Raw genomic sequence first — 26,438 nt, 5'->3', positions numbered from 1 at the left:
ATTCAGGAAATAAAACAGAGACCCATGGCGGATAAGAAACAGCTCTCCCTCTTCGACTTATCTATGATTGTGGTCAGTTTGGTAATCGGGATGGGTATCTTCCGGACTCCGGTCAATGTTGCCGCAGGGGCGCAGGTCCCTGAGTTGTTTTTCTCCGCATGGATCATTGGCGGACTGGTTGCCCTGTGTGGCGCATTAACTTATGCGGAAATTGGCTCCAGATTCCCGGTCACCGGTGGCTATTATAAGATTTTCTCTGCTTTTTACCACCCTTCTATTGCCTTTGCCATCAATTGTATCATTGTGGTTTCCAATGCGGCTTCGGTTGCCGGAGTTTCCCTGATCGGTGCTGAATACCTGAGTAAAATTATCCTTCCTTTAGAACTACAGACAGAATTTTACCGGATTGTCATTGCCGCAATCACCATTTTTCTGTTTTACCTGCTCAATTTATCCGGGCTAAAAGTAAGTGCGAAGACGCAGAATGTTTTGTCGATGCTGAAGATTGGAATGGTGCTGATTTTAATTTGCGCTATTTTCACCGGTCCCGGAGCAGCAAGCCTCAGCAATAGTTTACCGGAATTTAAAACCACCACCGGTATTCCGCCGGATTGGATGGATTATGGAAAAGCCCTCGGCATCTGCCTGATTGCGATTTCCTTTACCTTCGGCGGCTACCAGCAAACCATCAACTTTGGCGGCGAAACCAAGGAACCGAATAAAGTGATTCCAAGGGCAATTATGACCGGTCTCGCCATCATCATCGTTTTATATATGGCCATCAATTATGCTTATGTAAAAGTGATCGGATTTGAGCAGCTGAAAACTGCGGAGAGCATCGCAGCCATCCTTGCCGGAAAAATATTCGGCCCACCAGGCTTCACCATCCTCTCGTGTCTGGTTTATTTTTCCGTATTGGGTTATGTAAATGTTAATTTACTGAGCAACCCCAGGGTGATGTATGCCATGGGCGAAGAAAGAGCACTACCTGCGATATTTAGTAAAAAGAGCGCAAAAAATGACGTGATGGTGGTGAGCCTCACCGTGTTTGCTATCATTTCTATTTTCACCTTATTCTACGCACAGACTTTCGATAAGATTTTAAACTACACCATATTTTTAGACTGTATCGGTATGGCAACCTCAGCGGCAACGATCTTTTTGCTGAGGAAAAAAACGGCACATCTGGACAAGCGCACAATATACAGTATGAAACTGTACCCGCTCCTCCCCTTGATTTTCATTGCTGCCTATACTTTTGTAGGTGTCAGTATTTACTTTAATGACCCCGAAGCAGGAACAAATGGCCTGTTAATTTTTGCGGGATTTATTCTCCTTTACTTTCTGAATGTTTTCATAAGGAAAGGAAAAAACAAGACCTGATGAACCGGGCCCTTCCTGATTTGAAACCAGCCCTAAAGACATGAAAAAAAGCGACCAAACCTACACACCGAATCCGAATTACAGAAGATGCCGATAAAACAACTGCCCTTAAATAAAGAGATCGCTTATGCTGCCGGAATGATGGGTTGGAGCATCATGACGAACCTGATTATTGTGATGTTACCTTACTTTTACCTGCCACCAAACAACTCTGGCTTGTCCCCGCTTGTGCCACAGCTTTTAGTATTCGGCGCTTTCAATATTTTATCACTCATTGCGGCTTCCGGCAGATTATTCGATGCCATGTACGATCCTTTTATTGCTTCCCTAAGTGACTCCAGTACGAATCCCGGCGGTAGACGAATCCCGATCATGAGATATGCAATCCTCCCGGCAGTGGTTTTTTGCTCCCTGGTTTTCTATCCATTGGTCAAAGGGGAAAGCATCACCAATGCCTGGTGGCTGACGATCGTACTGGCCGGTTTTTTCGTTTCGGTGACTACCTATATCATTCCATATAATGCTTTACTGGCGGAGCTGACGCATAGCGCCGATCAGAAAGTTCGTCTCTCCACTTATCAGCAGGTCGGTTTTGTTTTGGGGATGATTGTTGCCGCTTTGTGTAATAATTATGCGGATATAATCCAGCACTTTTTCCCGCTAACGGAACGTGCCGAAGCGTTACAATACACCATCTGGGGCCTCAGTATTTTCTCGGGACTGGTGATGACACTACCTATTATTTTCATCAATGAACGGGAATTTACGAATGCTAAACCTACGCATATCGCCCTCCTTCCAGCTATAAAAAACACATTCAGGAATTCAAATTTCAAGTATTACCTGATCTCAGATTTCAGCTATTACATTGCCTTAAGCATTATTTCCAGCGGATTATTGTTCTTTGTGACCGTTTTATTGGGCTTACCGGATTCGGACGGCGGGAAATTTATGGGGACCATGGTGGTCCTCTCTCTGGTCTTCTATCCTTTTGTCAATTATGGCGCTAAAAGGTTCGGAAAAAAGCCCCTGGTACTCGTTGCTTTTGCGGTGCTTAGCCTGATATTTGTCACCATCTTTTTCCTGGGACAGCTTCCTTTTTCTCCAACCATGCAGATGTACATCCTGGTTTGCTGCGCCTCCTTCCCGCTCGCAGCTTTGGGCATCCTTCCAAACGCAATCCTTGCCGATATCGCTCAGAAAGACACCGAAGAAACGGGAGAGAACCATGAAGGGATGTTTTTTGCCGTAAAATACCTGTTTGTGAAACTCGGTCAGACGCTGGGAATTGCTGTTTTCGCCATGCTTACCGTCTACGGAAAAGACCCCGGACATGATTATGGACTGCGCTTAAACGGGGTGGTTGGCTTTGTGCTATGTGTACTGGCTCTATTATTTTTCAGCCGGTTTAAAGAAAACAAACCCATTAATTAACAACTAGTTAGCTATAAATAAGGGAATTATGTAAAAGCCAAAAGTTATACGTACCTTTGCATTGAACGATATTCTTTCGTTTCATTATTACACATTAAAAGACAAACACATTGTTATTCGAAGAATTAAACCTGATTGAGCCAATTTTAAAAGCGCTCCAAACAGAAGGTTATACACAACCTACCCCTATACAAGAACAATCCATCCCAACTATACTTCAAGGCAGAGATTTATTAGGCTGCGCGCAAACCGGTACAGGTAAAACTGCCGCTTTCGCAATTCCTATGCTTCAGTTGCTGAGCAAGCCTCACGAAAACTCTAAAGTTCATAAGAACATCAAAGCATTGGTTTTAACGCCAACACGCGAATTAGCCATCCAAATTGAGGAGAGCTTTAAAGCGTATGGTAAAAACCTTCCGCTTCGTCATTTGGTGATCTTCGGTGGTGTTGGCCAAAAAGCACAAACTGATGCGCTAAACCGCGGTGTAGATATTCTTATTGCCACTCCAGGTAGACTATTAGATTTAATGAACCAAGGGTTTATCAACCTGAAGGAAGTTGAAATCTTTGTACTTGATGAGGCCGACAGAATGTTGGACATGGGATTCATTCATGATGTTAAAAAAGTAATTGCCAAGCTGCCTGTTAAAAGACAGACTTTGTTTTTCTCGGCTACCATGCCTCAGGAAATCCAGAAACTTGCAGATACAATCTTAACAAATCCTTTAAAAGTAGAGGTTACTCCGGTATCTTCTACCGCTGAAAAGATTAAACAGGAAATGTTTTTTGTAAGCAAGAACGATAAGAAAAACTTATTGATTCATATCTTACAAGATAAAGCGATTGAAACAGCGTTGGTTTTCACCAGAACTAAACATGGTGCTGACCGTATCGTTAAAGACCTGATCAAAGTAGGAATTAAAGCAGAAGCAATTCACGGTAATAAATCACAAAATGCCAGACAAAGGGCATTGACTAATTTCAAAGCAAAAGCAACAAGGATTCTTGTCGCTACAGATATCGCTGCACGTGGTATTGATGTAGATGAATTAGCACATGTGATCAATTACGAATTGCCAAACATTCCTGAAACTTACGTTCACAGGATCGGTCGTACCGGTCGTGCCGGATTAAGTGGAACAGCGCTTTCTTTCTGCGATGCGGAAGAAAGAGACTTTTTGAAAGATATTGAGAAATTAATCGCATTGAGTATTCCGGTAACGGAAGATCATCCATATGCGATGAGCTGGCAAAGCCTGATGAGCGCGTCAACTGAAAAACCTAAAGGTGGCGGTGGTTCACGTGGTGGTGGCGGTTCTCGCGGCGGCAATAGCAGAGGCGGCGGTGGTAGACCAGCTGCTGGAAAAGGTCAGGGTGGCGGTCAACGCGAGCCTAATCTGAGCGGAGCTAAAAGAACACCAAGCAGCGGAAGCCGCAGATGGAGCTCTAAATAAAAATGAGGGGGTACTTTGGTTCCCCTAAAAAAGCAGGCAGACTATTCGAATACTGAAATCTTTTACCCTGAAAAAGGGTAAAATTTTCTAGGTCTTCTCATAGCATGCTTGCTTTTTTTGTACATACTACAAAATACCTTGGGGAAACTAAACTGCAGGGGTATTAAAAAAGGTTAAGAGAGAGTATTGGCCAGAGTTAAGAGAGAGCCTTGGCCAGAGTTAAGAGAGAGCCTTGGCCAGAGTTAAGAGAGAGCCTTGGCCAGAGTTAAGAGAGAGTATTGGCCAGAGTTAAGAGAGAGCCTTGGCCAGAGTTAAGAGAGAGCCTTGGCCAGAGTTAAGAGAGAGCCTTGGCCAGAGCGGTTAATGGAAAGAAATCTCATTTCTAAAGCAGAACAACATTTCACAGATTTATTTGAGTTCTTTAAGTAAATTAAAAACATCAATCATTTTATAGATTATTTTAAGAATAAGTGGATATCATCTGTTTAAAAAAACAGTTTTGTTAAACATTTTTCGACATCAGACGTTAAGTAATTTAGCTATCTTGTATATGCACCTTTAACAGAAAGGGGTGAGCAACAATAGTTTAAACCAAATCTATCGAAAAATGAAAAAACTTATGAGCAAAATGATGGCTCTGGTAATGGTTACTGCCTTTATGGTGGCAACGATGGCCGGATGTAAAAGCACGCCGAAAGATGCTGACCTAAAAACTGCGGTAGAAACTGCGATTCAGTCCAGCCCTAACTTATCTGCTTCCGGCGTAACTGTTGACAAAGGAGTAGTTACCATTACCGGTCAGGTAACAGACGAAGCCAGTAAAGATGCCTTAGCAAAAGCAGCAGCTGCAGTTCCGGGAGTTAAATCAGTAGTGAACAACCTGACAGTCGAAGTGGCTAAAGTTGAAGTAAGTGCGGATACCCCATTAGCGCTTGCGGTAAAAGATGCAACAAAAGATTTCCCTACAGTTGCGGCAACCGTAAATGATGGTATAGTTACCTTAAAAGGAGAACTTAACAAAGGTGACCTTCAAAAGTTAATGATGGCAGTAAATGCCTTGAAACCTAAAAAAGTAGACAATCAATTGGTGATTAAATAACAGGAGGACCGAAAATGGCTTTACAAGAAAAATATAAAGAACTGGTTGACGCTGCCACTGCCGCTGGTGTAAACGATTTAAATGTACGTGAACAAGATGGTGTATTGTATATTGATGGTGCTACAAGTGGCGCAGTAAAACAACAATTATGGGACACCTATGAACGCCTTGATCCTAATTATGCATCAGGAGATCTTGTGATGAACATCAACAGTGTAGCAGGTGTTCCTGAAGGTGCTAAGCTAAAGGTAACGACCAACAGCTCTAACCTCAACATCAGAAAAGGACCAAGTACCAATGATGATATCGTTGGGAAAGCTGCCAGACACGAAGTTGTTACCCTTGTTGGAAAAGAAAATGACCAATGGTGGATGATCAAAACCGATGCCGGAGAACAAGGTTACTCCTATACTCAATACCTGACACCTGTAGAATAAATATAAAACCGCGGCATGGTATAATACACCGCGGTTTTACACGGTAGAAATCTACATCATGATTTTATAGACCTAGAAAATTATGTCCCCTTCCGGACAAAAGATTTCAGTCTATAAAATCATGATGTAGATTTTGAAGGTTTATAAGCACCTTGAACAGTTACAGGCAACCGATTCAGGATCTCTTCTTATACAGGTAATGATAAAGGACAACACCTGCTGAATAAGGACAGCGTGTTGTTCTTACTCAGCAGGTGTTATCCTGTCATTGTTTTAAACCTTCCTGATTCGGATGATATGCAACCAGTGCATCACCTTCATCAATGGATAGGTAGGATCAAATTCAAACCAGCGTGAAGCGAAGTTTGGGTTATTCGGTTTTTTATGGTGGTTATTTTGAAACAACTCACCCAGCATCAGGAAATCCAGAGGCAACGAGTTTTTACTATGATCGTCATTATCATGGTTTGAGTAACCGTATTTATGACCGCACCAGTTAACAATAGCGCCATGAATAGGGCCCATTAAGAAATGGATCGGTAATAGAAGGAACATCCACCAGGCGGTTGCAAAAGTGACATAAAACCACACATAGAAACCAATAAAAACGGTTCTTGTGATCCATGAATCCCCAATTTTATCGATGATTGGCCATGAAGGATAGTTATCTCTAAACTGCTCTTCAGGCTCAATATTATGTTTAGAATAATTCAGGTAGATATCTTTGGTCTTAATCATCATTCCCCATACATCTTTAACGAAATGTGGAGAGTGCGGATCTTTCTCTGTATCGCTAAACGCATGGTGCATCCGGTGTAGGATCGCATACGCTCTTGGATTTAAAAAAGAGGAACCCTGAGACAGGAAGGTAATGGCATAAAAAAACTTCTCCCAAAAGGCATTCATCTTAAACATTTTATGCGAAGCATAACGATGTAAAAAGAAAGTTTGTGAAAATAGAGAGAGGAACCAGTGTAAAAGAAAGAAAACTAAAATAATCATATTTGTATATATACGTACTTACGGACCTATGTCAGGTCTGGATGTTTGGGTTGCAAAATAGCAAAAAAATTCCCGTATAAGTTTTACCTATACGGGATTAAATCATATCTATTAGGTATTATCTACCAAAATCGTCTTGTACTCTTACAATATCGCTTTCATCAGATGGGTTTGCCGGATCAGTATGTTGCCAGATTTCGGAAACAATTCCCCAGTCGTCCAAACCAATTAAACGGTGTCTTTCACCTTGTTTTAATTTGATCGTTTGTCCGGGAGTCAGTTGTTTTACTTCTCCTTGTTCATCTGTATCACTGGTACATACCCCTGCCGTACCATTTACCACTCTCCATATTTCTGCACGGCGGTGGTGATATTGCCAGGACAAACGTGTATTAGGTGCAACGATTAATATTTTTGGGCTCAGTTTACCTGATATTTTCAGTTCATCAACATTTAATCCATCAAAATAAACATTGGCAAATTGTTGTGCCTGGTCTTCATCAATTACGAAAAAACCTCCCCAAGGGCGGCTTTCATCACGATTGACCACATTAAATCCTTCAATCTTTAAGCGTTGAGCTACGCCATCAAATATTTCTTTTTTCTGATCTGACATTTTATTCTCGTATTTAGGCCAAATATAATATATATCGACGGAAAATAAGTGCCGGAGCACAGGATTAACATAATCCATTGTAATTCAACGCACAAGGATTAAAATTCCCCATTAACGGGTAGTATCTCAATTCCGCACATGCGCGGGTCAGACACCTCGTTAATTTACCGGGCTCCTTAAGATAACAACCATGGATTGTCATAGAAATGTTTAATTTGAAATACGGGAAACTTTCCAGTAATTATATCCGTTATAGTCGTAGTTTGTTTGGTTTAGGTTGGTCTGTGGTGGGCCAACCATCAATTAACAGGGATACCTCTCCAAGGTTTATCCCTGTTTCTATTTTATAGCCCTGCCAGATTTCAGGGCCTAAAAAAAACGGCCTCCAATAGCTATTAACTATCGGAGGCCGTTTTTTCATGTAGTGTTTATGGTCTTAATTCACCAGTAACTTTTTAATTCTTTTCACTATATAGTCAATATCAAAGGGCTTGCTCACGTAATCATCCGCTCCCGCAGCGATACTTAAATCTTTATTCTGGTCATTTGCAGACATCACAATAATAGGAATGTGTTTGGTAAACATATCTGTTTTTAAATCTTTACAGATTTCCGCACCATCACCATCAGGCAACATAACATCCAAAATGAATAAATCGGGCACTGAATCTTTCAGTTTCCCTTTTAGCTCTGAAAAAGTAGACGATAGTTGCAATTCATATCCTTCATCTTTAAGCAGAACGCCAATGATATACCTGATATCTTCATCATCTTCAAGCACATGTATTCTTTTGATCATATTAAATTGTTTTTAAATTGAACTTCGGTCAATTACTAGCAACAATTTTGCCACATATTATAAACCCGCAATAATGATAGCATAAAACTTATAGAAATTAAGAAAACGCTAGTCTTTTTCTCCGATGCTGCTGGTACTTTCATTGATTCTGCTGATCATTTCATCGAGTTCCAGGGCGGAACGCTCCAACATCTCCATTAACGCAGGATCGGCAGCTTTCGTTTCAATCTTCATGAGGTTAACGATCCCGATGATATTGCTCACAGGCTTACGGAGTTTATGGGAGTTTTCCCAGGCAATCTTTTTAAGGATCTCATTTTTCTGCAACAAGCGATGTTCATAATCCTTGCGAACGGTAATATCCCGCAATGCACCTACCATCTTTTCTGCCTGCCCTTGCGCATCCAGCAGGATAAACGCCTGGTTGGAAACATATTTATAGGTGGCATCGGCACATTGCAGGCGATATTCACAACGCCAGAAATTACTCAACTGTTCCAGGCTGTCGGCCATGCTCTTTGCCACAAAGGCCTGATCTTCCGGATGGACCTTACTCAGGATCCATTCTTTAGTATTTTCCCGCAAAGCCGCAGTATAGCCATAGATTTCCGAAAAGCCATTTTGCCATTTTAATTCATCTGTTGCCGGGCTATACTCCCAGATCACATCATTCGTGACACGGGTTACGGTTTCATAAACCTGCAATAATTCTTTGATCTTTTCCTCAGCTTTCACATAGATCTCAATATCGATTGCAATCACCGTATAGGCCATTTTCCCCTTGTATTCTGTTTTATGGTGAGAAATCAGCACATGAAAAACTTCTCCGTTTTTCCTTTTGTGGTACCATACTTCTGTTGCACGGCCTTCTATATGTATCGTGTTGAGGTAGTTTTCCAGTTTTGGCTGCTCTTCTACCGGCCTGAGGTCCATAACAGACATGGTTAACAACTCCTGCCTGGTATAGCCATAGTTCTCCACCATCCGTTCATTGACCTCCAGCAAACGAAAGTTGCTGCGGTCGAACACATAGATCATGGCAATAGAACCTTCGAAAAGTTGTTTATAACTGTTTTCTACAGCAGAAATACTCCTTCGATACATTTCTATCAGCAAAAACAGGATGAGCCCTGAAATGACCAGAAAGATGAGGTTCTTATAATCGTATAAAAAACGCATATCCCTTTCCGGTGTTTGCTCGTTCAGATGTGTAATGCCTCTGCTACCCAAATTTAACCATAATGCGCCTAACGCAATATACATGAGGGTGATGAAAGCTGTTTTTCTACGCATACTGATTAAAGGTAGTTTAACTTTCCGATAGCAGTGTTAAACCTTCACAAATATCGCCCAGCATTTCGCAGGGATTCACATTGATTGCCAGTGCAATAAGATACAATTCCTCTGCCCTGAGTTTTGAAGTTTCCGTCAGGGTAAGCTCATTCATCCTTGCTTTTGTTAAACCCGTTCGTTTAGCTACCTGCGACTTATTCACAGATCTTTTAGCTAAATAATATCCTAATTTAGTCATGTTAAATATGGTTTTTCTTAAAATAAGTATAGATAAATATATAAATGAGAAAGATAATCTATACACTAATTGGTTAATTAGCCGGATTATACATACGTTTGTATTGATAATCTATACATATTATATAGTTAACAAGTCTTTTGTATGAAAAAGAACCACAACACCCCGATCCCCATCGTTTCTAAGGCCATCCTTTCCTCAGTAAATGTAGGCATGCTATATAGTTTTATGCTGAAAAGAATAGCCAAAGGCTACAGCACTTCAGAAGTTTCTTTTCTGATGGGATACACCAATGATTATATGAAACAAAAAGAAGAGTTGATCAGCATTGGTTTTTCTTTTGAAGACATGCACTGTTTTCGCCATGCGGTGGAAGAAAAATCGCTGAGCGGTGTAATTTCAAACTTCGAACACCTGAAAACGATGGGTAGCTACCAGCTTATCAAAGACAGTGATCCCATCAAAACATCGCTCAAAATGATCCGGTATGAAGAAGATGGCACGGAGACTCAAATCTTCCACCTGATAGAAACCAATATGGCCAATAGCAACCTTAAAACCGCAGAACTGGAAAATGAAGCAGAGGTTACTGCCATGCTCAACGTACTTTTTGAAGGCCGGATGTTTTACACACCGCAATCCCCTCTCCAGATCTATCAGAAATGCCGCAATACCTTATCAGATAATGTAGCGCCAAGACACCTGCAAACCGCATTAAAGACCTTAACAAAGAAGAAGGACTTCCCGAAGCTGAAAAGGATCAAGTCCAAAGACAATGGTTGCATGTATGAAAAAGTATTTGAGTGATGTTAGCGCTGGGTCAAAGAATTTCCGCTGTTCAAAGTATGATCAACAACATCAACACGGATAAGATTTATTTATATACGGTCAGCATAAACGGCAGAGAAACTCATTATGCGACCGTTATTGTGAATAACGAAACAGAAATCGAAATAGAAGAAAACATGATCAAAGGGTACCGCCAGCTGGAAGGACATAAAGGGTTGCTATTTACGATCTACCGGACCGAAGAACTTCTTTGGGAAATCAACAATGGCAACCTCTTCCTTTTATCTGTCTGTAGCCCTTCCAACCTCATTTACAGTGACCTTCATTCGTCCATTCTTTTGCCTTTATCGGATTTAAAAACAGAAATGAGGGCAAAGGCGATTGTCCGGTTCAGATCAGGCATAGAAAAAGTCAATTCTTTTATACGCGGGGCGAGTTTTTACCATCAGAGTGGGGAGCGTGGGCTCAGCACATTTATGCTCCATCAAGCCGCAGAAATCACTTATAGAACCATTGGCAGGAGCTTACTGGGTAAAGAGCGCCGCAGTCACCTGCTCCACATGCATCAGAACTGGCTGAGCAATGCCATTCCTCATATGCCCATCGCTTTTGATGACCAGCAGGAGGAGGAAAATGACCTGCTCCAACTATTAAACCTCTCCTACTCTTCGGTAAGGTATGAAACCAACTTTTCAATTGATGAGACCCGGCTCCTCCTCTTCTTCAACCGCATCCAGTACTTAATAGAAAGCAGCATCACCCTTGCGGAAGACCTGATTGGAATCTCGAATACCTATACTACCACGAAAATCATGACCATTCCGGTAGAGGGCTTTACCTTCGCCAAAGCGAATTACTATACCCGGATGAACCGGGCAAAAGCTCTAATAACAGCAGGAGAAAGTCTGCTTCAGGCAAAGCAAAAAGAGATCAGTACGACACTTTTTGCGCAATGTATTTCACAGGTATGTATGGCGATCATCGGTTTATACTCCGGCGGATACGAAGCCGAAAACCTCTTGCTACCTGACCTGCTCGACTTATGTCGCAGCCATTGGCCAGATCATTATTTACAGGTCCAGCGAGACGAGCCCAAAAACCATGCACTCTATCTATTACTCTTTAAAAGTGAGCATCCCTACAAACACGATTCCAGCCTGAACATCAAATGCGAGGAAATGCTGGCTATCCATCAGCTTTGCAAAGACTTCCTTTATGAGGCCGGAATTGCCGGAATAAAAAAACTCGATGATCTAGAACCACACAAACCATGAAGATAAAAACACCAACCCTCGTCCCCATTCCTCTGGAATTTAAGATTGCCTGTGCAACCTATGATTTGCACATTCCGGAAATCCTGCAACTTTTCATAGATCATGTTTCATTTTATGATTCATTGAGCCAGAAATCTGACGACCTCTACCGCTCTGCGACCAATACGCTGTTAAACTATTCCATTTCCATACGCAGAGAGACCAGTACTTCCTTTTTAAAGCAGCGGGAGCCGATTTTAAAATACATCAGGGAAGTCATCAGGATTGCCACCACGCCCGCACAAACTCATACAAAAAAAAGAAAAATGTGTGTGCCTATTGTGAAGAAGATCTATCAGATGATGGATCGGACCATAACCAGAGACACCACCTTAATACTGGACGAAGGCATCACATTACAGCTTAAAATGGATTTTTGTCTTTTATGTGAACTCCACAACTGCACACCGGAAGAATATCTGGAGCACTTCATGTCTCAAATATCCTTACCTAAAACCCATGCTAACCTGGGACTGAAAAGGGTGGTAGAAAACCAGGCGATGGGCTTTTTTTACAAGTCATTAAATATAAATAAGGCGAAGCCCAGCATTAGTGCCCATCGATATTTACAGGTGCAATTTATAGACCGGATACAGGAGTTACACCTCTGGTTGTTTATCATCAGAAGCTACGAAAAACGGGTTGAAAAATATGAGGAGCTCTATGACCAATATTATTATCAGCTCCTTGATGCCCATAAAAAGCAAAATGACCTCAAAAAACAACCAAATACATAACTATGAAAATGAATGTAACCATTAAGCCTACGGAAGACTTCAGTGTACTGTGCGACCTCTTCAAAGTAGAGCCACAAGCCCTGCTTCAGGAATTTGTTAACCAGGTTTCTTTCCCTTTTTATTACAGTCAGCCAGACGGTGATGAGCGCTGGGCAACGCTATTTTTTCTGTATTATCTTGGTAAATATGGCAGGGATAATGAAGTGGACATGCCGCAGCACGAACCTTTTATGAATCAAATGGCGGAAGTGGTATTCCAGCACCTGGAAGGTGGCCATCAAAATGCGACAAAAGCGGAGGCCGCCGGCCGGAAAGTAATGAAAAACTGGCACAAGCAGATCATGGAAAAAAGGGGGAAATAATCCCCCCTTTTTTATTATTTCGCTTTAATCCAATTTGCTAAATCATCCACCAATGTTGGGGAAACACTACCTGGTATTCCATACTGGGCCATGCTTCCTTTTTCTGTTTGAGGGATGAACAGGTGGTTTAAATCCGGGTACAACTTTAGGGTCACATTGCCTTTCTTACCTAATGCGGCTTTCCAAAGGTCAAAATCCTGTTGAGACACCTGAAAATCAAAAGCACCCTGAACTACAAAAATCTTTTGCTTGCTCAGTTTTTTTGCTGCTGCCACCTGATCATATTGATTGAGATCTGCCCAGTACGAAGCTGGTAGACCTAACAATACCGAATCCGGCTTCATTTTACCGAGTGTGGTAAATCTGGTTCTTGCAGTTTCTTTCAATACATCTGCCAGTTCTTTTTGCAGGTTACCAGTAGTATCCTTAGCTTGTTCAACGGCATATTTATTTTGTTCTTCAATGATATCTGTTAACTTCCTTGCAGGTGCAGCGGCAAGCACAATCCCTTTTAGGTCTGGTGCCATCTGCGCCAGTCTTGGCGCCACCATGCCCCCCATACTGTGTCCGAATAAAAAGACCTTACTCTTGTCCACACCAGGAATGGTTTTGGCCAATGCAATTGCAGCAAGTGCATCATCCATGATCTCTTCTTTTACGGTAAAGCTTTTGTTAAACTCACCGGGATAAGCCAATGTTCTTTTTACATAACGGATACTGGCAATTCCTTTACTGGCTAAACCACCCGCAAGGTCTTTAAAAGGCTTATTAGGACCTACAGTCTCGTCCATATCGCTTGGACCAGAACCATGTAAGAACACCACAAGCGGGAAGTTACTACCTGTAGCAGGCGTAGTCAATACACCGACCAGACTATGTCCGGGAGTTTCAATATAGGTTTCCTTTTCTTTATAAGCGGCTGTGTCCACATAAGCAGGCCTTGTATAAGGAATAACCTTTTTTAATTGTCTTGGGAATAGCCCGACTAACTTCTCCGTTTTATTGAAAACCAGTAGAAAGCCCTGAGTACCTTTTTCAAATTCAGCATCGACGGATACGGTGAAATACTCACCTTCGGATTTACTTTGCACCACATCCATACCTACATACTTGCCATAGTTGGTGGTCAGCGTGCTCCATATAGTCTGCAGATTTTCCGCAGAGATTTTAGACTGCACACTAATATCAAAAAAGCCCTGAGCTTCGGGAAACTTCTCCTGCTCCATCGTCTTCAAAAATTCTTCAGAACGTGTAAACAGCGACAATATGCCTTGTGAAAACCCGGCAACCGAGATCAGCAGGGCAAAAAATAATAAAATAACTTTCTTCATGTAGTGGTATGGATTGTGTTTTATTTAATTGGTTCTAAACCAAAGTTAGCATTATTTGATTCCCTTTTCGGGATTTCTAAATCAAAAAAAACCGGGTGCTCATTCGTCATGAACACCCGGTTAAAAAACAAAATCAGGGATTAATAACCCGGATTTTGCTTCAATATACCTTTACTACGATCTATCTGACTTTGAGGAATCGGGAAATACTCATCCTTATCTTCCATCACTACAGGTTTTAGATAAGAAAAATAATCTCCTTCAAAAGCGAAATAATTATTCATAGTTTGCTTCGCAATACCCCACCTCACTAAATCATAAAAGCGGTGACCTTCCAGCGCCAGTTCCAGTCGACGTTCAAAACGCACTGCGTTACGTGCATAGGTCTGGTCTGGAAAAACAAGATAAGGAGCCACATTATAGGCTGCTGCATTTCCGCCAGCTACCTGTTTTTTAGGCAATAATGCTGCCCTGGCCCTCACCCTATTGACTAATACCATCGCATTAGGTATGCTACCGGCTTCTACTTCACATTCTGCGGCCATCAGATATACATCCGCAAGACGAATAATATTCACATTTAAGCCCGTCACATTTGTATTTCCGGGACCGGTATTAGCCGGAACATCCACTGCATTAATTACGTTCTTTATGGCAAGGAAAGGGCCGCCATTTGCAGCATCCCTAATCCAGGTATCACCCGCCATATTGCCCCAATCCAAATATGGAACCCCTCTTCTGCCCAGGGTATAATCAATCCTTGGATCAAAAGGAATAGCCGTATCCACCACATAAGTGGCTTTTTGTTCCTTCGTCAATCCACGATCAGAAACATAAGCTCCGACGGTATACGTACCATCCAGGTAAGGTAAGCCAGCGGCAGTCACTTTAAATGCGTTTGCCAGGTCAATAGAAGGCTGGAAGAAACCGCAGCAGGTGATCGGCAAACCACTATTATATGGGAAATTAAGAATATCTCCCACATTACCGTTATCGCCACCCGTACCATCGGCACCTACAGAATGTTGCACAGAAAATATCGCTTCCGGTCCGTTTTCTGTATTGACATTAAAATTATTGGTGTAAGGGAGGGTTTCAATGCCTGGTCTCGCAGCAATCACATCATTAAACAAAGGCAAAGCATCAAGATATTTCTTTTGATACAAGTACACTTTCCCTAAATAAGCTTTTGCAGCAATTTGATTCATACGCCCTTTCTGTCCTTTAGGAAATTCCGGGGTAAGGTTGGCCACAGCAAATTTCATGTCCTCTACAATAGCAGGATAAATATCCTTCATATTGTCTACTGCCAGATCTGTGGTTGTTTCTGTGATCAAAGGCACATTTTTAAAGATCCTCACCAGGAAGAAATTATAATGTGCGCGTAATAATCTGGTCTCTGCAATAATTTCATTGGCCCTGGCCACAGGAAACTTTTTCTCCGTAGCCTGTACCAATGTCAATAGCTTTAAAGTATTATTACAGCGGGCGACACCTTCAAAGCAGCGATTCCAAACATTTTCCAAATTATCATTGGTACTCGTTGGCGAATGTCTTTCCAATAAATTCATATTGGGCTGATCCCCGTTCTCGCTTCCTTTGTGTGCATTATCAGAAGTAACCTCTCCTAATAACCACTGACTTGGTGCGGCCCCATAATTACCGAAAGTCCCGTTCACGTTTCCATTTAACAATGCATACGCACCTGTCAACAGTCCTTCTACACCATCTTGTGTAGTCAATTGAGGGAGAATCAACTCCCCCTGGGGATTCTTATCTAAAAATGACTTACTGCAACCTGTTGCGATAAGCACAGCCATTGCGAATATGATATAGTTTATCTTTTTCATACGTTTCTTATTTAATCATTAAAAGCCTACACTTAAACCTAACAGAAACTGACGTGGACTTGGGTACACCCCCCTATCTACACCTAGTGCAGAATAGGTTTCTGTTTCCTGACTCACTTCCGGATCAAGTCCTGTGTACTTGGTAATGGTAAACAGATTCGTTGCACTTGCATAAATTCTCAGTTTGTTTACACCCCATTTAGGTCCGAATACTTTATCAACCGGCAAAGAATAGCCGATCTGAAGATTTTTCATACGTAAATAACTACCGTCCTGTACGTAATAACTGGACGAAGCGTATTCAAAATCACTGGCTTTGATGTTTGGTGATGGAATCATGCTACCAGTATTGGTAGGACTCCAGGCATCCAGCATTCTTACGCTTTTTGCACCGGTAAAAGTGGAGAAGTCGGTGAAATATCTGGTGGCTTCATACAAATCAATTCCCTGCACGCCATTAAAGAACATAGAGATATCGAAATTTTTATAAGAAGCATTGAAGCTCAGTGCATATAGGAAATCCGGGTTTGGGTTCCCGATAATGGTCCGGTCTAAAGGTGAAATCACACCGTCACCATTCACATCCCTGAATTTCAATCCCCCAACTCTGGCGTCAGTATAGGATGCAGTTTGAGCCACTTCAGCAGCACTCTGATAAATACCCACTACATCGTAGCCATAGAAAGAGCCAAATGGCTGACCTTCTCTAAGAATACTGGTTTGCAAACTTCTGAATGAACCATATAACTGCTCCGTAATACCTGGCGCCAGTTTTTCAATTTTATTGGTATTCTTCGAGAAATTCACACCCACATCAAATTTAAATGGTTTATTATCGACTTTTCCATAATGATAAGCCACATTCAACTCGATTCCTTTGTTGCTCATATCCCCTGCATTCACAAATGGAGAGCTACCCATACCAACTCCTGTAACAGGCAATGGCACGGTAAAGAGCATATCACTGGTTTTCTTATTGTACCAATCTACGGAACCATCAATTGTGGAATTAAACAAGGTAAAGTCCATACCGACATTTATCGAGCTTAAAGACTCCCATTTGATACCAGGATTTGCATAAGCATTTTGCCATACCCCTGTGGTTACTGCATTTCCACCATCTATACCATAAGCAGAGTTAATTAATGAAGATTGGTACCTGTTCAGGTATTGATTAGAAGAAATCCGTTGATTTCCGGTTTCCCCATAACCTACTCTCAGTTTTAAATCCTGAATCCATTTGACCTGATCTTTAAGGAATCCCTCTTCAGAAAGTCTCCATGCCACACTTCCTGCCGGGAAATAACCATATTTATTCTCGGGTCCGAAGTTAGAAGATCCATCTCTACGAAGGGTTACACTGGCCAGGTAGCGGTCGTTAAAGGAATAATCTGCACGTCCAAAGATGGAGAACAAACTACCTACAGAACCGGTACTCGCATTGCTGATGTTGGAAGTACCTCCATTCAGGTAATAATAATCCATATCTCCCAGTAAGAAGAATCCATTACGTCCGGCATTTAACTGTCGGTTTCTGGAGCTGATCGCTTCTGTACCCAACAGGAGATTCAGGCGGTGTTTTTCTGCAAATACTTTGTTATAGGTTAATGTATTTGTCCAGGTCCATTCGCTGTTATAGCCTTGATATTCGTTCAGGTTATTGGAGTTATTTCCCTCGGAGAATTCCAGATTGGGATAGCGCATGCTCAAACCGTTATAGTTCTCATAGCGAAGACCAAAACTGGTTTTAGCGGTCAGGCCTTCAGCCAGGTCCAACTCAGCGAAAAGATTTCCGAAAAAGAAGTTACTTTTATTCAGGTTGTCTTTAGCACGGAATAAAGTAGCTAACGGGTTTTCAGAGTTACCCAGCTGACTGCCGCGGCTACCTGCAAAATTACCCTTGATATCATACACAGGAATGATGGTATTCATACGATATGCCCAGCCAAGCGGACTACCTTCATCCTGATACTCACCGGAAACATTAGGATTTACCCCAACACCGAAACCTTCAGAGTAGGAATACTGCATATTTTCCCCAAAACGGAGTTTTTTATCCAGTGCTGCAAAGCTCGTGTTTGCACGGACATTGTAACGCTTAAAGCCAGTGTATTTAATTGTACCCTGTTGGTTAATGTGTCCTGCAGAGAAGCTGTAAGTGGCATTTTCTCCTCCACCGGCTGCGCTTAACTGGTAATTTTGAATTGGTGCATTTCTGGTGATCTCGTCAAACCAATTGGTTCCTTCCTGATTAGCTTTTGTAATCTGATAAAAGGTTTTCGGATCATTGCTGTAATTATATAAAGCCGGATTGGCATCCGCTGGTGTTACTAATTGTCCGGATTTATCTCCTGCTACCAGATATTCCGGAAGTGTAGGTGTTGCTCCGTTACCGTAATTAGTCCCTGTTTCAGGTGGCAATCCTGCATTTTTATAGGCCGCAAACATATATTCTGCGTACTGCATTGGGTTCAACATTTTTGGGAACGTTCCCTTTCTAGGTGCCTGACGGCCATAATAAGTGTCAAAAGTAATACGTGGCGGACCAACGACCCCTTTTTTGGTGGTAATGATCACAACACCATTATTTGCCCTTGAGCCATATATTGAAGCAGAAGAAGCATCTTTTAGCACCTGCATGGATTCTATATCATTCTGGTTTAACCAGCTGAGTTTTCCTTCATAAGGTACTCCATCGATCACATATAATGGATCATTGTTACCGATAGTAGTTATCCCGCGGATACGGATTTGTGGTGTAGAGCCCGGAGCCCCGTCATTCACAATCTGAACACCTGGGGCTTTACCTTGTAAAGCTTCCACGGCACTTGCTGCGGGTTGCTCTTTTAATTGTGAAATATTAACTACGGAGACTGCACCTGTCAGGTCTTTTTTCCGCTGACTGGTATAACCTGTAACTACGATCTCGTTTAAATTACTGGCATCTGGATTTAATACAACATTAATACTGGTTTGATTACCTACAAGAATTTCTTTGGTAATATACCCTACAAAGGAAAAGGAAAGGATATCTGTAGGTTTGAGCTGGAGTGCAAAAGCTCCGTTGGAATCTGTCAACGTTCCCTGGGCCGTGTTCTTGACTTTCACTGTAGCACCTATAATAGGCAACTTGTCGTCACTGCTGGTAACCTTACCTGTGACTTTGACTTGCGCACTGACTCCAAAGGAAAGGAACAGGCAAGCCAGCAAAAGGAGAGACCTCCTTTTGAGATTTAGTTTGTTTTTAAGCATAAGATATTTGGTTAGGATAGTTAGTAGTCAGGTTAGTTAATAATACACTACATAGGCTTTATGATTTAATAAAAATTAAGGTTATTTACTCAGCATTTTACCACGTTCATAAAAACGCTGATAATCCAAGATACTGATAGTGTAATTAATACACAAGGACTTAGTGATATTTATTTTACATAATTTTTACTTTAAAATGAAAATACCCTTCCAGAAGAAGGGCATCGCGATAAATATTCTAATCAGGCATAATTTCAATCATCTATTCTCTTTTTAAGTTGAAACCATTTTCTTTATTTCAAAATAACCGGAGTTATTAAGTATTGGTGCGCCGATATTTAGAGGAGTAAAATATTTTATTTCTCTTTGTTTAAAACATTCAACTTTTCAAGAATCTGAAAGGTAATCTCCGTTCCTGAAGATTCGAAATCCGCTTTCCAGCGCAGTCAAAGAATTACAAATTTCAAATGTTGAAGCAGGAAGAATGCCTTTGTTAGACTCCTCCTTGTTATAATAAAGATAGCGGTCATTTTTCTGATAGCGTATATTTTTTCATATCATAAAGCGCTATTTGTTGAAGTCAATTTCATAGATATGCGCCCATAGTTTACCAGTGATGTAAACCTTATCGGCAATCTGATCGTAAGCGATCCCATTCATTTCCAAAGCGTCTGGATTTATGTTTTTCTCAGTCATACAAACTTTACTCAGGTCTAATTTACCCACTACATCGCCATTGGAAGGATCAATTTTAACGATAAAGTTAGTCCCGTATACATTTGCGTAGATATAGCCCCGGATAAATTCCAGCTCATTGAGCCGCGCCAGTGGCTGTCCATTTTCCGTCACTGAAATCGTCTTTACCGGCGACATACTATTCGGGCTGATGTAGGTTAAATTATCAGTCCCATCGCTCATAATTAAGCTTTTATCATCAGTAGTAAGGGCCCAGCCTTCTAAATTTGCATAGCGAAACTCGGATATTTTTTTGAATGATTTGGCATCATAAATAAAACCCAGTTGATTCTTATAGGTCAGCTGATACAATCTGTCTTTCAAGATGACAATCCCTTCTCCGAAATATTTTGACTTATCCAGCTCTATCTTAACATCCAACTTTCCTGTTTTCAGGTTTTGTATGCCGATTAAAGACCGGGTATTTTGAAGTTCAAGCGGAGCACCGGTGCTTTCCATTAACCGACCTCCATGAAACAAGAAGCCCTCTGTAAATAAGGACGTATCATGTGGAAAATTATTGGTCACATAATGACTGATGACAGGCACCCTTTCATTTTGTACGACCTCAGCTTGCTGGTTACTCCGGCAGCCGCTCATCACAAGCAATAATAAACCACAGGCAAGTGTTCTTTTCATAGTAGAAAGATATAGATAATTTCAACAGAACAGGCTTTCGCAGCAGGATTACAATTTATCACTCAAAGCAAGGTTCTAACAGAAAAGATACCTTCTTTGTTTTTATGTAGAATTATAACCTTAATTAATTCTCATATATTCGAAATCTTAATCTTATTTAATTAAATATGAAAAAATACGCTTTATTATTTATTCCGATGCTGTTTGTTTTAGCTTGTAAAAAAGATTCGGCTGTGACTGAAGAGGTTAATCCGTTCATCAATGTCATTAAAACCAGTTATAATAATACTCCTGAAACCCAAATGAAAAATTTTCCTGAAGTCGCTTATGTAGGTTCTCTTACTAGATATGGTGGCTCACACAGTTTTTTAGACCCCCTTGTTGGTGCTGAGCTTATCAATTCTGAAATGACCATGAGGACTATCGATGGAACAGCAATCAAAAGTGAAGCATTAGAGACTGCTAATTTATCCAACTACCTAACAGCATACAATTCGTTTGTAAATAACTCCACTCAAGTTTTTACGCCAGGAATCAGCTATGCAATATACTCGCCAGATTCCCTTGCAACAAAAACAAAAACTAAAGTTACCTTAGTTTTAAAGTCGACTTATTTCCACCTGGACATTAACACGATCAAGGATGAAAACATTAAACTATACAATGAGTTTCAATTGGCACAAGCAAAATCATCCGGCGCTTATTTGTCTAACATTGGATTCGGCTTGTCTTATACTACTGAAATCATCAGTGATACCAACCCGAAATTGTTAATCCCTGCTTTAGAAGCTTACTTAGATGACCAGATAAATAACAAAGGTCTTAAATCAGCAGAATTGAAAAAGAACATTATCTTATATGAAACCTTTAACTTCTCTTTTCTAGGCGGCAAATTGGATGACTGGAAGGCTGTAGCTGAGAACCCTAAACTAGAAATGATTGAACTGATCATAAAAAATCTTTATGTACCTAAACCTCAATCCGCATTTTCGATGGTTGGCTTTGAATTCAAATCACTAAAAGATGGTAAAATTGTCAAATAAATAACGGTCTGATTTATAAAAAAAGCTTATATCATTTACAAATGATATAAGCTTTTTTTATAAATACTTTTTCAGCTGCGGACCTTATTTCAGAAGCCATGAGATCAATTCTACTGGCTCTGCTAAACTCCAGGCATGAGGATGTCTTTGTCCTCCGTATCTAACGCCACGATCTTTCGTCAGGATCAATTCCACTTGATTTTCTTTATCCTTTTTAAGTAAGCGATTGACATACCCTGCTTCATCTACTACATTGATATCGGAATAATCAATACCTCTGTTTTTTATCCACCAAAGAATATCAGGTTCTGAATATAAGCGCAATGCCGTATTTTTATAATCAGGCAATTGTTTAAAGTCCATACCTGGCGTGTAAAAGGAATTGCGGATTAATCCATCAGTCAACTTTTCATTAGTATTCTTTAAGGACTCCATTTCTTTTGTCAGGCCTTGTTCTCCCAGCCGCGACAATGACCGGTACAACCTGTCCAAATCTAATGGTGGATCTATGGCAAAGATTTTCTTAGGGATGAGAAAGCCCTTTCCCTGTACTTTTTGCTGATGGGTATAATAAGCGATTGCGGTAGTTCCTCCGATGGAGAATCCGCCCAGAAATAAGGGTACACTGGTATCTATCTTGTTTGCAGCATAAAAATGGGCGATCATCTGCCCCAGCCTTTTGGTCGCTTCTTCAGTAATGGTAAATTTGTCGTTTTTTGGTGATAAGCCCGGCATGATCACGGCAAGATCTTTTTTAATGGCCTCCTGTACGATAGAAGTCTGTGCGGTTACCGAATAAGGATGTTCTCCAAACCCGGGAACCAATACCAACACCCCTTTTATCACTGGCGTTGCCGGTATTTCGAGTAAATAGTAGCAATCTTTCCCAAATAGTTTTTCATTGCTCACCTTTTCTGGTCCTTGCGCCAAACTAGTGGAAGCAATTACCATTATTAGTACGCAGGTAGTTAAAATCGATTTCAGCATGATATGTTTTTTCTGCCTACAAGTTATTGTACTATTCTGAGGAATCAAATCATAAAGAGAAATCATTAAATGATTACCTGTTTTCAGGATACATAGCCATCCGCGTCACCCTGTGAAAAGCGGAAACACTTGGCGCTGTAATTTCCAGCTCATAAATCACCTCCTTTGTTTTAGGATCAAGCTCTACAATCCGGCCACCTAATCCTTTATTTGTTTTAACGCCCATACCGGGACAGAACATCACATGACCTGTTTTCGGTAAATACTGCACTCCTGAAAGTGCTGCAGAAAAACCTTTGGCACCTCTGCTTTCTCCGTATGCCCATACCTGCTGCACGGTTCTTTTTACTTCATCTACCTTATACTCCACAATCCGACTGTAACCACCAGTGCTACCCAGGGTTGTGTTGTTAAAATGGCGGTTATATCCATTATCAAAAACCAAAATATTGCCATCAGGCATCAACACAGGTGTATGCGGGCCCCATGACCAATCAAAATCAGGATGGGCAACTGCTCCGGAAATCACCTTCTCATCTGTAATTAACTGTCCCTGGCCATCCACTGGCGACAATAAATATTGCTGATAAGCGCTGCTCCAGTTTTTATGTGGAGAAATCATCCATTTTACCGCTCCTCCCCTTGTAAAAGACATGATTCCCTGAAAACGTACCGTAGCCAGAAAATCATTTCCGAGTGCTGCAATGGAATTATTATGTGCCCAATTTCCTGCCGTTTGTGAATAATTTACTCCTGCCGGATCACCTTGACGGTCGTACCGGGAGCTATCCAACATATTGGCTAAATCCCATTCTTTCACAACCATACCAGATAATGGATTTAATTCTATAATATGGTCATTGATACGTGGCTTTCCGTTCAGCAAACGGGCTGTAGATTTAGAAACCGTGATCAGGAAATTACCATTGGAAGCTTCTGTAGCCTCATGATGAAAAGTATAGCCTAATTTCTTTAAATCCCATTGATTGATCAGATTACCGAACATATCTATTTCCACGATACGACTTTCCTGTCCGTCACCGCTAAGGAAATTTCCATTCTTCATCCGTTTTAACCCAATTGAGGCAGCAAACCTCTGCAATACAGGTGATTGCTTTAACATCAGTATCCAACGAATTTCCCCCTCAGCATCGAGCATGTAAGGGCAGGAAACATCCAGTTCACTTTCTCCGGGATAGCTCACCAGGTTTAACCCCGGCTCCATTCTGTCCTTTTGCGCAACGATAGTTTCGAAAGTCGGGAATGCTTTGACGTCAAGAGCAGCCGTTTGTATTTGAATATGGGTACGACCGCGCTCCTTCCCCTCCATATCTGTAAAAACAAGATCTACCTGATTGTTATAATTGGCATAAAGGCCGAACACAGGGATGACCTGTCTGGGATTTGAGGCTGCAAATAAGTGTTTAATCGTACCTGTTGTACCGGGTTTCCCCTCCACGATCACCTGTACCCTTCCCCTGCCTGGCAACAATACTTCCACCGTTGCCGACAAAGGATTATATCCCGATGGATTTAATGCCTGATCTTTCAGTATAAAATCCAGAGCGCCCCCTTTTGATAGTAAGGAAAGGCTCCTTTCATCTTTAAACTTCAACACGGTCTTCCATAATGCAGGTTGTTCCTCAACACTCGAAATCAGCGCCTGTGGAACCACAATATCACCGGTTTCAAAATGAAAAACATAGTTTTCATTCTCTTTGGTGTAGCTGTTGAGCAGAATGCCATTATTCACCATTCCTTCCAATGAATTCTGGTATTCAAGACCTGCCGGTGGCAGCACCTTATCTTTTTTACAAGCTATAAAAACCAGGAATGCACAGCATAGCAATCCTGTTTTTAAGCCAAAAAAACTTCTTTTCCCAATCATAATAGTCTATATGAAGAAGGTGAGGAAATAAAAATCTCCCCACCTCTTAGTTTTTTATTACATTTTATTTTCAAACTGCTGATCACGGCATTTTGAAATCAATAGCTTCAGGATTTCAATCTTTATCTCCACAATGGATGTTGCTGAATAGAAGTATTGGTATTCAGCTCATTCTGAGGAATTGGCAGGTAAAAATGTTTCGGCTGGAAGTTTTCTGCACCTTGTTTTTTATTATCTGTCAGCACTTGTTTCATTTGAGCATAGTTGTAAAAACGTTTCAGGTCGAAGAAACGGTGACCTTCAAAGAAGAACTCCAGTTCATTCTGATGAATTACTTCTTTCCATAAATCATCCGGGCCATTCCAGGTTTTATTGGCCAATCCTGCACGATCGCGGACACGCTTCAAGTCACTGGCAGCATCACCAATTTTCCCTGTTTTGATTGCTGCTTCTGCATGCAATAACAGCACTTCAGAAAAGCGCATCAAACGCAGGTTATTATTCTGGTTTTTCTGATTATACATGCTATTCGCATCCGCTTCATTCTTATAAAAATTGGTAAACTTCTTGATCAGGAAGCGCCCTTTTTTTCCGTTGATGGTCGGATAATCCGGTTCACCTCTCAAGCGTTTGGTGGCCGAAGCATCCCAAATCTGATCAAAAGTCATATTTCCAAACCAGGCACCATCAGGTGTAGCGGTCTCAAAATCCGAATGTTTCCAGAAAAAACTGGTGTACATACGTTTATCAAATCTGGTATCGGATCCTGCTGGTCTTTCTTCACTGATAAAATCCGCTACGATAGCCGCAGTTGGCATCCATTTAAACCAACCACCGGTACCCTGTGGACCTACAAAATTCGCGATTACAAACCCTTGAGTACTCGTTGCACTTTCCGAACCCCATGAACCACTTCCAAAACTTCCATCATAAATTAACTCAAAAACAGACTCCTTATTTAACTCGGTATTTTCGGTGAAATTATCCTCGAATTTAGTCGTCAAATCATAGCTATAAGGTGCTTTCATAATGATGCTCAACTCTGCTTCTGCCTCTGCATACATCTTTCTATAATTGTATGATTTCCCTAAGTAGGCAATTGCAGCACCTTTAGTTATCCTTCCAGCTTCAGCTGCAGGTCGTGTTATTGGTAAGAATTCTTTGGCCGCTTTGAAATCTGCTTCGATTTGTTTCCAGATCAATTCTTCCGGAGCAGATGCTTTCATGACTTCATTAGGATCTTCACTGGCAGAAACCAAACGCAAGGGTACATCACCAAAATTGGTGGCCAGAAGAAAATAAGAAAATCCTCTTAAGAAACTGGCTTCAGCAGAAAGCTCATTGATTTTTTCCTGGCTCATTGGTACCTTTTTTATATTACTCAGGAGCACATTGGCACGGTTGATTGTCTTATATAATCTGCTAAAATCGCTTTCTGCAGTATTGGCCGTATTAGCAAAGGTAGCCGGCTCCCAGTTCAAGATCTCTTCTCCTAAAATAAACCAGACATCATCAGCACGGTTCATGGTATGCCAACCGGTATATCCACCGTAGTAGCCGTACATTTGTCCGCGGATAGGAGAATAAACAGTCGCCATTGCAGATTGCGCATTCGCTTCGGAAACCCAGAAAGTTTTTTCTACAGCCTGATTTGGGTTCACACGGTCCAGAAATTCGGACTCCTTACAACCTCCCACAGCTATTGTCATTATTGCAACCAGAGACAGTTGCTTCCATATATTCGTTTTCATACTTAG

Annotated in this window: 22 protein-coding genes; 10 read left to right on the top strand and 12 right to left on the bottom strand. The window is 41.2% G+C overall.

All coding sequences use genetic code 11. From position 1 onward, the window contains the following. The first annotated feature begins 24 nt into the window (after positions 1 to 24). From OQX61_RS07660 to OQX61_RS07640, 5 genes are all read left to right on the top strand, one after another. The gene (locus tag OQX61_RS07660; protein ID WP_265841063.1) at positions 25 to 1,383 is read left to right on the top strand and encodes an amino acid permease; all 1,359 of its coding nucleotides are present in this window, start codon (positions 25 to 27) and stop codon (positions 1,381 to 1,383) included. Positions 1,384 to 1,470: 87 nt separating this feature from the next. Beyond that, positions 1,471 to 2,817 (top strand): MFS transporter, encoded by a 1,347-nt coding sequence (locus OQX61_RS07655; protein ID WP_265841062.1) that lies wholly within the window; start codon positions 1,471 to 1,473, stop codon positions 2,815 to 2,817. A gap of 110 nt (positions 2,818 to 2,927) precedes the next feature. Then, positions 2,928 to 4,271, top strand: coding sequence for a DEAD/DEAH box helicase (locus OQX61_RS07650; protein WP_265841061.1), 1,344 nt, complete (start codon positions 2,928 to 2,930; stop codon positions 4,269 to 4,271). Between the two features lie 607 nt (positions 4,272 to 4,878). Beyond that, positions 4,879 to 5,370 (top strand): BON domain-containing protein, encoded by a 492-nt coding sequence (locus tag OQX61_RS07645; protein ID WP_265841060.1) that lies wholly within the window; start codon positions 4,879 to 4,881, stop codon positions 5,368 to 5,370. Between the two features lie 14 nt (positions 5,371 to 5,384). Continuing rightward, positions 5,385 to 5,807: an SH3 domain-containing protein gene (locus tag OQX61_RS07640; RefSeq protein WP_265841059.1), complete on the top strand. Its 423-nt coding sequence runs from the start codon at positions 5,385 to 5,387 to the stop codon at positions 5,805 to 5,807. A gap of 273 nt (positions 5,808 to 6,080) precedes the next feature. On the opposite strand, the gene OQX61_RS07635 is transcribed toward OQX61_RS07640, so the two are convergent. The 5 genes from OQX61_RS07635 to OQX61_RS07615 all read right to left on the bottom strand — a co-directional run bounded on the left by OQX61_RS07635 (position 6,081) and on the right by OQX61_RS07615 (position 9,755). Next, positions 6,081 to 6,809 carry an acyl-CoA desaturase gene (locus tag OQX61_RS07635; RefSeq protein WP_265841057.1) on the bottom strand — a complete coding sequence of 243 codons (729 nt, stop codon included), beginning with the start codon at positions 6,807 to 6,809 and terminating at the stop codon, positions 6,081 to 6,083. A gap of 118 nt (positions 6,810 to 6,927) precedes the next feature. Then, a complete protein-coding gene (locus OQX61_RS07630) occupies positions 6,928 to 7,425 on the bottom strand; it encodes a phosphoheptose isomerase (RefSeq protein WP_265841056.1) in 498 nt (165 codons plus the stop codon). A 436-nt stretch (positions 7,426 to 7,861) separates the two neighbouring features. Continuing rightward, positions 7,862 to 8,224 (bottom strand): response regulator, encoded by a 363-nt coding sequence (locus OQX61_RS07625; protein WP_265841055.1) that lies wholly within the window; start codon positions 8,222 to 8,224, stop codon positions 7,862 to 7,864. A gap of 108 nt (positions 8,225 to 8,332) precedes the next feature. Beyond that, positions 8,333 to 9,517 carry a PAS domain S-box protein gene (locus OQX61_RS07620; RefSeq protein ID WP_265841054.1) on the bottom strand — a complete coding sequence of 395 codons (1,185 nt, stop codon included), beginning with the start codon at positions 9,515 to 9,517 and terminating at the stop codon, positions 8,333 to 8,335. 16 nt (positions 9,518 to 9,533) lie between these two features. Beyond that, positions 9,534 to 9,755, bottom strand: coding sequence for a helix-turn-helix transcriptional regulator (locus OQX61_RS07615; protein ID WP_265841053.1), 222 nt, complete (start codon positions 9,753 to 9,755; stop codon positions 9,534 to 9,536). A gap of 144 nt (positions 9,756 to 9,899) precedes the next feature. Here OQX61_RS07615 and OQX61_RS07610 point away from each other — a divergent pair, with 144 nt between their 5' ends. The 4 genes from OQX61_RS07610 to OQX61_RS07595 are packed head-to-tail and all read left to right on the top strand — an operon-like array spanning position 9,900 to position 12,956. Further along, the gene (locus tag OQX61_RS07610; RefSeq protein WP_265841052.1) at positions 9,900 to 10,562 is read left to right on the top strand and encodes a hypothetical protein; all 663 of its coding nucleotides are present in this window, start codon (positions 9,900 to 9,902) and stop codon (positions 10,560 to 10,562) included. Positions 10,563 to 10,600: 38 nt separating this feature from the next. After that, positions 10,601 to 11,818: a hypothetical protein gene (locus OQX61_RS07605; protein ID WP_265841051.1), complete on the top strand. Its 1,218-nt coding sequence runs from the start codon at positions 10,601 to 10,603 to the stop codon at positions 11,816 to 11,818. Continuing rightward, a complete protein-coding gene (locus tag OQX61_RS07600) occupies positions 11,815 to 12,594 on the top strand; it encodes a hypothetical protein (RefSeq protein WP_265841050.1) in 780 nt (259 codons plus the stop codon). The genes OQX61_RS07605 and OQX61_RS07600 overlap by 4 nt, the downstream gene beginning before the upstream one ends. 2 nt (positions 12,595 to 12,596) lie before the next feature. Continuing rightward, complete coding sequence (locus OQX61_RS07595) at positions 12,597 to 12,956, top strand: hypothetical protein (RefSeq protein ID WP_265841049.1); 360 nt, start codon at positions 12,597 to 12,599, stop codon at positions 12,954 to 12,956. Positions 12,957 to 12,970: 14 nt separating this feature from the next. Here the strand turns inward: OQX61_RS07595 and OQX61_RS07590 are convergent, their stop codons facing one another. From OQX61_RS07590 to OQX61_RS07575, 4 genes are all read right to left on the bottom strand, one after another. Then, complete coding sequence (locus OQX61_RS07590) at positions 12,971 to 14,287, bottom strand: alpha/beta fold hydrolase (protein WP_265841048.1); 1,317 nt, start codon at positions 14,285 to 14,287, stop codon at positions 12,971 to 12,973. Positions 14,288 to 14,427: 140 nt separating this feature from the next. Beyond that, positions 14,428 to 16,137: a RagB/SusD family nutrient uptake outer membrane protein gene (locus tag OQX61_RS07585; protein WP_265841047.1), complete on the bottom strand. Its 1,710-nt coding sequence runs from the start codon at positions 16,135 to 16,137 to the stop codon at positions 14,428 to 14,430. Between the two features lie 18 nt (positions 16,138 to 16,155). Further along, positions 16,156 to 19,389: a TonB-dependent receptor gene (locus OQX61_RS07580; protein WP_265841046.1), complete on the bottom strand. Its 3,234-nt coding sequence runs from the start codon at positions 19,387 to 19,389 to the stop codon at positions 16,156 to 16,158. Between the two features lie 567 nt (positions 19,390 to 19,956). Then, complete coding sequence (locus OQX61_RS07575) at positions 19,957 to 20,763, bottom strand: glutaminyl-peptide cyclotransferase (RefSeq protein ID WP_265841045.1); 807 nt, start codon at positions 20,761 to 20,763, stop codon at positions 19,957 to 19,959. Positions 20,764 to 20,930: 167 nt separating this feature from the next. On the opposite strand from OQX61_RS07575, the gene OQX61_RS07570 reads away from it, so the two are divergent. After that, complete coding sequence (locus OQX61_RS07570) at positions 20,931 to 21,806, top strand: hypothetical protein (RefSeq protein WP_265841044.1); 876 nt, start codon at positions 20,931 to 20,933, stop codon at positions 21,804 to 21,806. Positions 21,807 to 21,890: 84 nt separating this feature from the next. Here OQX61_RS07570 and OQX61_RS07565 read toward each other — a convergent pair whose 3' ends face one another. The 3 genes from OQX61_RS07565 to OQX61_RS07555 form a co-directional block, all read right to left on the bottom strand. Continuing rightward, positions 21,891 to 22,793, bottom strand: a complete 903-nt coding sequence (locus OQX61_RS07565; RefSeq protein WP_265841043.1) for a hypothetical protein — start codon at positions 22,791 to 22,793, stop codon at positions 21,891 to 21,893. A 73-nt stretch (positions 22,794 to 22,866) separates the two neighbouring features. Then, the gene (locus tag OQX61_RS07560) at positions 22,867 to 24,681 is read right to left on the bottom strand and encodes an aryl-sulfate sulfotransferase (protein ID WP_265841042.1); all 1,815 of its coding nucleotides are present in this window, start codon (positions 24,679 to 24,681) and stop codon (positions 22,867 to 22,869) included. Positions 24,682 to 24,803: 122 nt separating this feature from the next. Further along, positions 24,804 to 26,432 carry a RagB/SusD family nutrient uptake outer membrane protein gene (locus OQX61_RS07555; protein ID WP_265841041.1) on the bottom strand — a complete coding sequence of 543 codons (1,629 nt, stop codon included), beginning with the start codon at positions 26,430 to 26,432 and terminating at the stop codon, positions 24,804 to 24,806. Between the last annotated feature and the right edge of the window lie 6 nt (positions 26,433 to 26,438).

The organism is Pedobacter sp. PLR (genome assembly GCF_026239675.1).
Classification (GTDB): domain Bacteria; phylum Bacteroidota; class Bacteroidia; order Sphingobacteriales; family Sphingobacteriaceae; genus Pedobacter.
This window is presented reverse-complemented; position numbering and strand designations above follow the sequence as displayed.

What these genes read in the sequence shown, in the direction of transcription:
- OQX61_RS07660 (WP_265841063.1), top strand. Translation starts at nt 25, where the DNA reads ATGGCGGATAAGAAACAGCTCTCCCTCTTCGACTTATCTATGATTGTG.
- OQX61_RS07640 (WP_265841059.1), top strand. Translation starts at nt 5,385, where the DNA reads ATGGCTTTACAAGAAAAATATAAAGAACTGGTTGACGCTGCCACTGCC.
- OQX61_RS07615 (WP_265841053.1), bottom strand. Translation starts at nt 9,755, where the DNA reads ATGACTAAATTAGGATATTATTTAGCTAAAAGATCTGTGAATAAGTCG.
- OQX61_RS07585 (WP_265841047.1), bottom strand. Translation starts at nt 16,137, where the DNA reads ATGAAAAAGATAAACTATATCATATTCGCAATGGCTGTGCTTATCGCA.
- OQX61_RS07575 (WP_265841045.1), bottom strand. Translation starts at nt 20,763, where the DNA reads ATGAAAAGAACACTTGCCTGTGGTTTATTATTGCTTGTGATGAGCGGC.
- OQX61_RS07625 (WP_265841055.1), bottom strand. Translation starts at nt 8,224, where the DNA reads ATGATCAAAAGAATACATGTGCTTGAAGATGATGAAGATATCAGGTAT.
- OQX61_RS07610 (WP_265841052.1), top strand. Translation starts at nt 9,900, where the DNA reads ATGAAAAAGAACCACAACACCCCGATCCCCATCGTTTCTAAGGCCATC.
- OQX61_RS07655 (WP_265841062.1), top strand. Translation starts at nt 1,471, where the DNA reads ATGCCGATAAAACAACTGCCCTTAAATAAAGAGATCGCTTATGCTGCC.
- OQX61_RS07595 (WP_265841049.1), top strand. Translation starts at nt 12,597, where the DNA reads ATGAAAATGAATGTAACCATTAAGCCTACGGAAGACTTCAGTGTACTG.
- OQX61_RS07560 (WP_265841042.1), bottom strand. Translation starts at nt 24,681, where the DNA reads ATGATTGGGAAAAGAAGTTTTTTTGGCTTAAAAACAGGATTGCTATGC.
- OQX61_RS07555 (WP_265841041.1), bottom strand. Translation starts at nt 26,432, where the DNA reads ATGAAAACGAATATATGGAAGCAACTGTCTCTGGTTGCAATAATGACA.
- OQX61_RS07570 (WP_265841044.1), top strand. Translation starts at nt 20,931, where the DNA reads ATGAAAAAATACGCTTTATTATTTATTCCGATGCTGTTTGTTTTAGCT.
- OQX61_RS07565 (WP_265841043.1), bottom strand. Translation starts at nt 22,793, where the DNA reads ATGCTGAAATCGATTTTAACTACCTGCGTACTAATAATGGTAATTGCT.
- OQX61_RS07580 (WP_265841046.1), bottom strand. Translation starts at nt 19,389, where the DNA reads ATGCTTAAAAACAAACTAAATCTCAAAAGGAGGTCTCTCCTTTTGCTG.
- OQX61_RS07600 (WP_265841050.1), top strand. Translation starts at nt 11,815, where the DNA reads ATGAAGATAAAAACACCAACCCTCGTCCCCATTCCTCTGGAATTTAAG.
- OQX61_RS07605 (WP_265841051.1), top strand. Translation starts at nt 10,601, where the DNA reads ATGATCAACAACATCAACACGGATAAGATTTATTTATATACGGTCAGC.
- OQX61_RS07630 (WP_265841056.1), bottom strand. Translation starts at nt 7,425, where the DNA reads ATGTCAGATCAGAAAAAAGAAATATTTGATGGCGTAGCTCAACGCTTA.
- OQX61_RS07590 (WP_265841048.1), bottom strand. Translation starts at nt 14,287, where the DNA reads ATGAAGAAAGTTATTTTATTATTTTTTGCCCTGCTGATCTCGGTTGCC.
- OQX61_RS07635 (WP_265841057.1), bottom strand. Translation starts at nt 6,809, where the DNA reads ATGATTATTTTAGTTTTCTTTCTTTTACACTGGTTCCTCTCTCTATTT.
- OQX61_RS07620 (WP_265841054.1), bottom strand. Translation starts at nt 9,517, where the DNA reads ATGCGTAGAAAAACAGCTTTCATCACCCTCATGTATATTGCGTTAGGC.
- OQX61_RS07645 (WP_265841060.1), top strand. Translation starts at nt 4,879, where the DNA reads ATGAAAAAACTTATGAGCAAAATGATGGCTCTGGTAATGGTTACTGCC.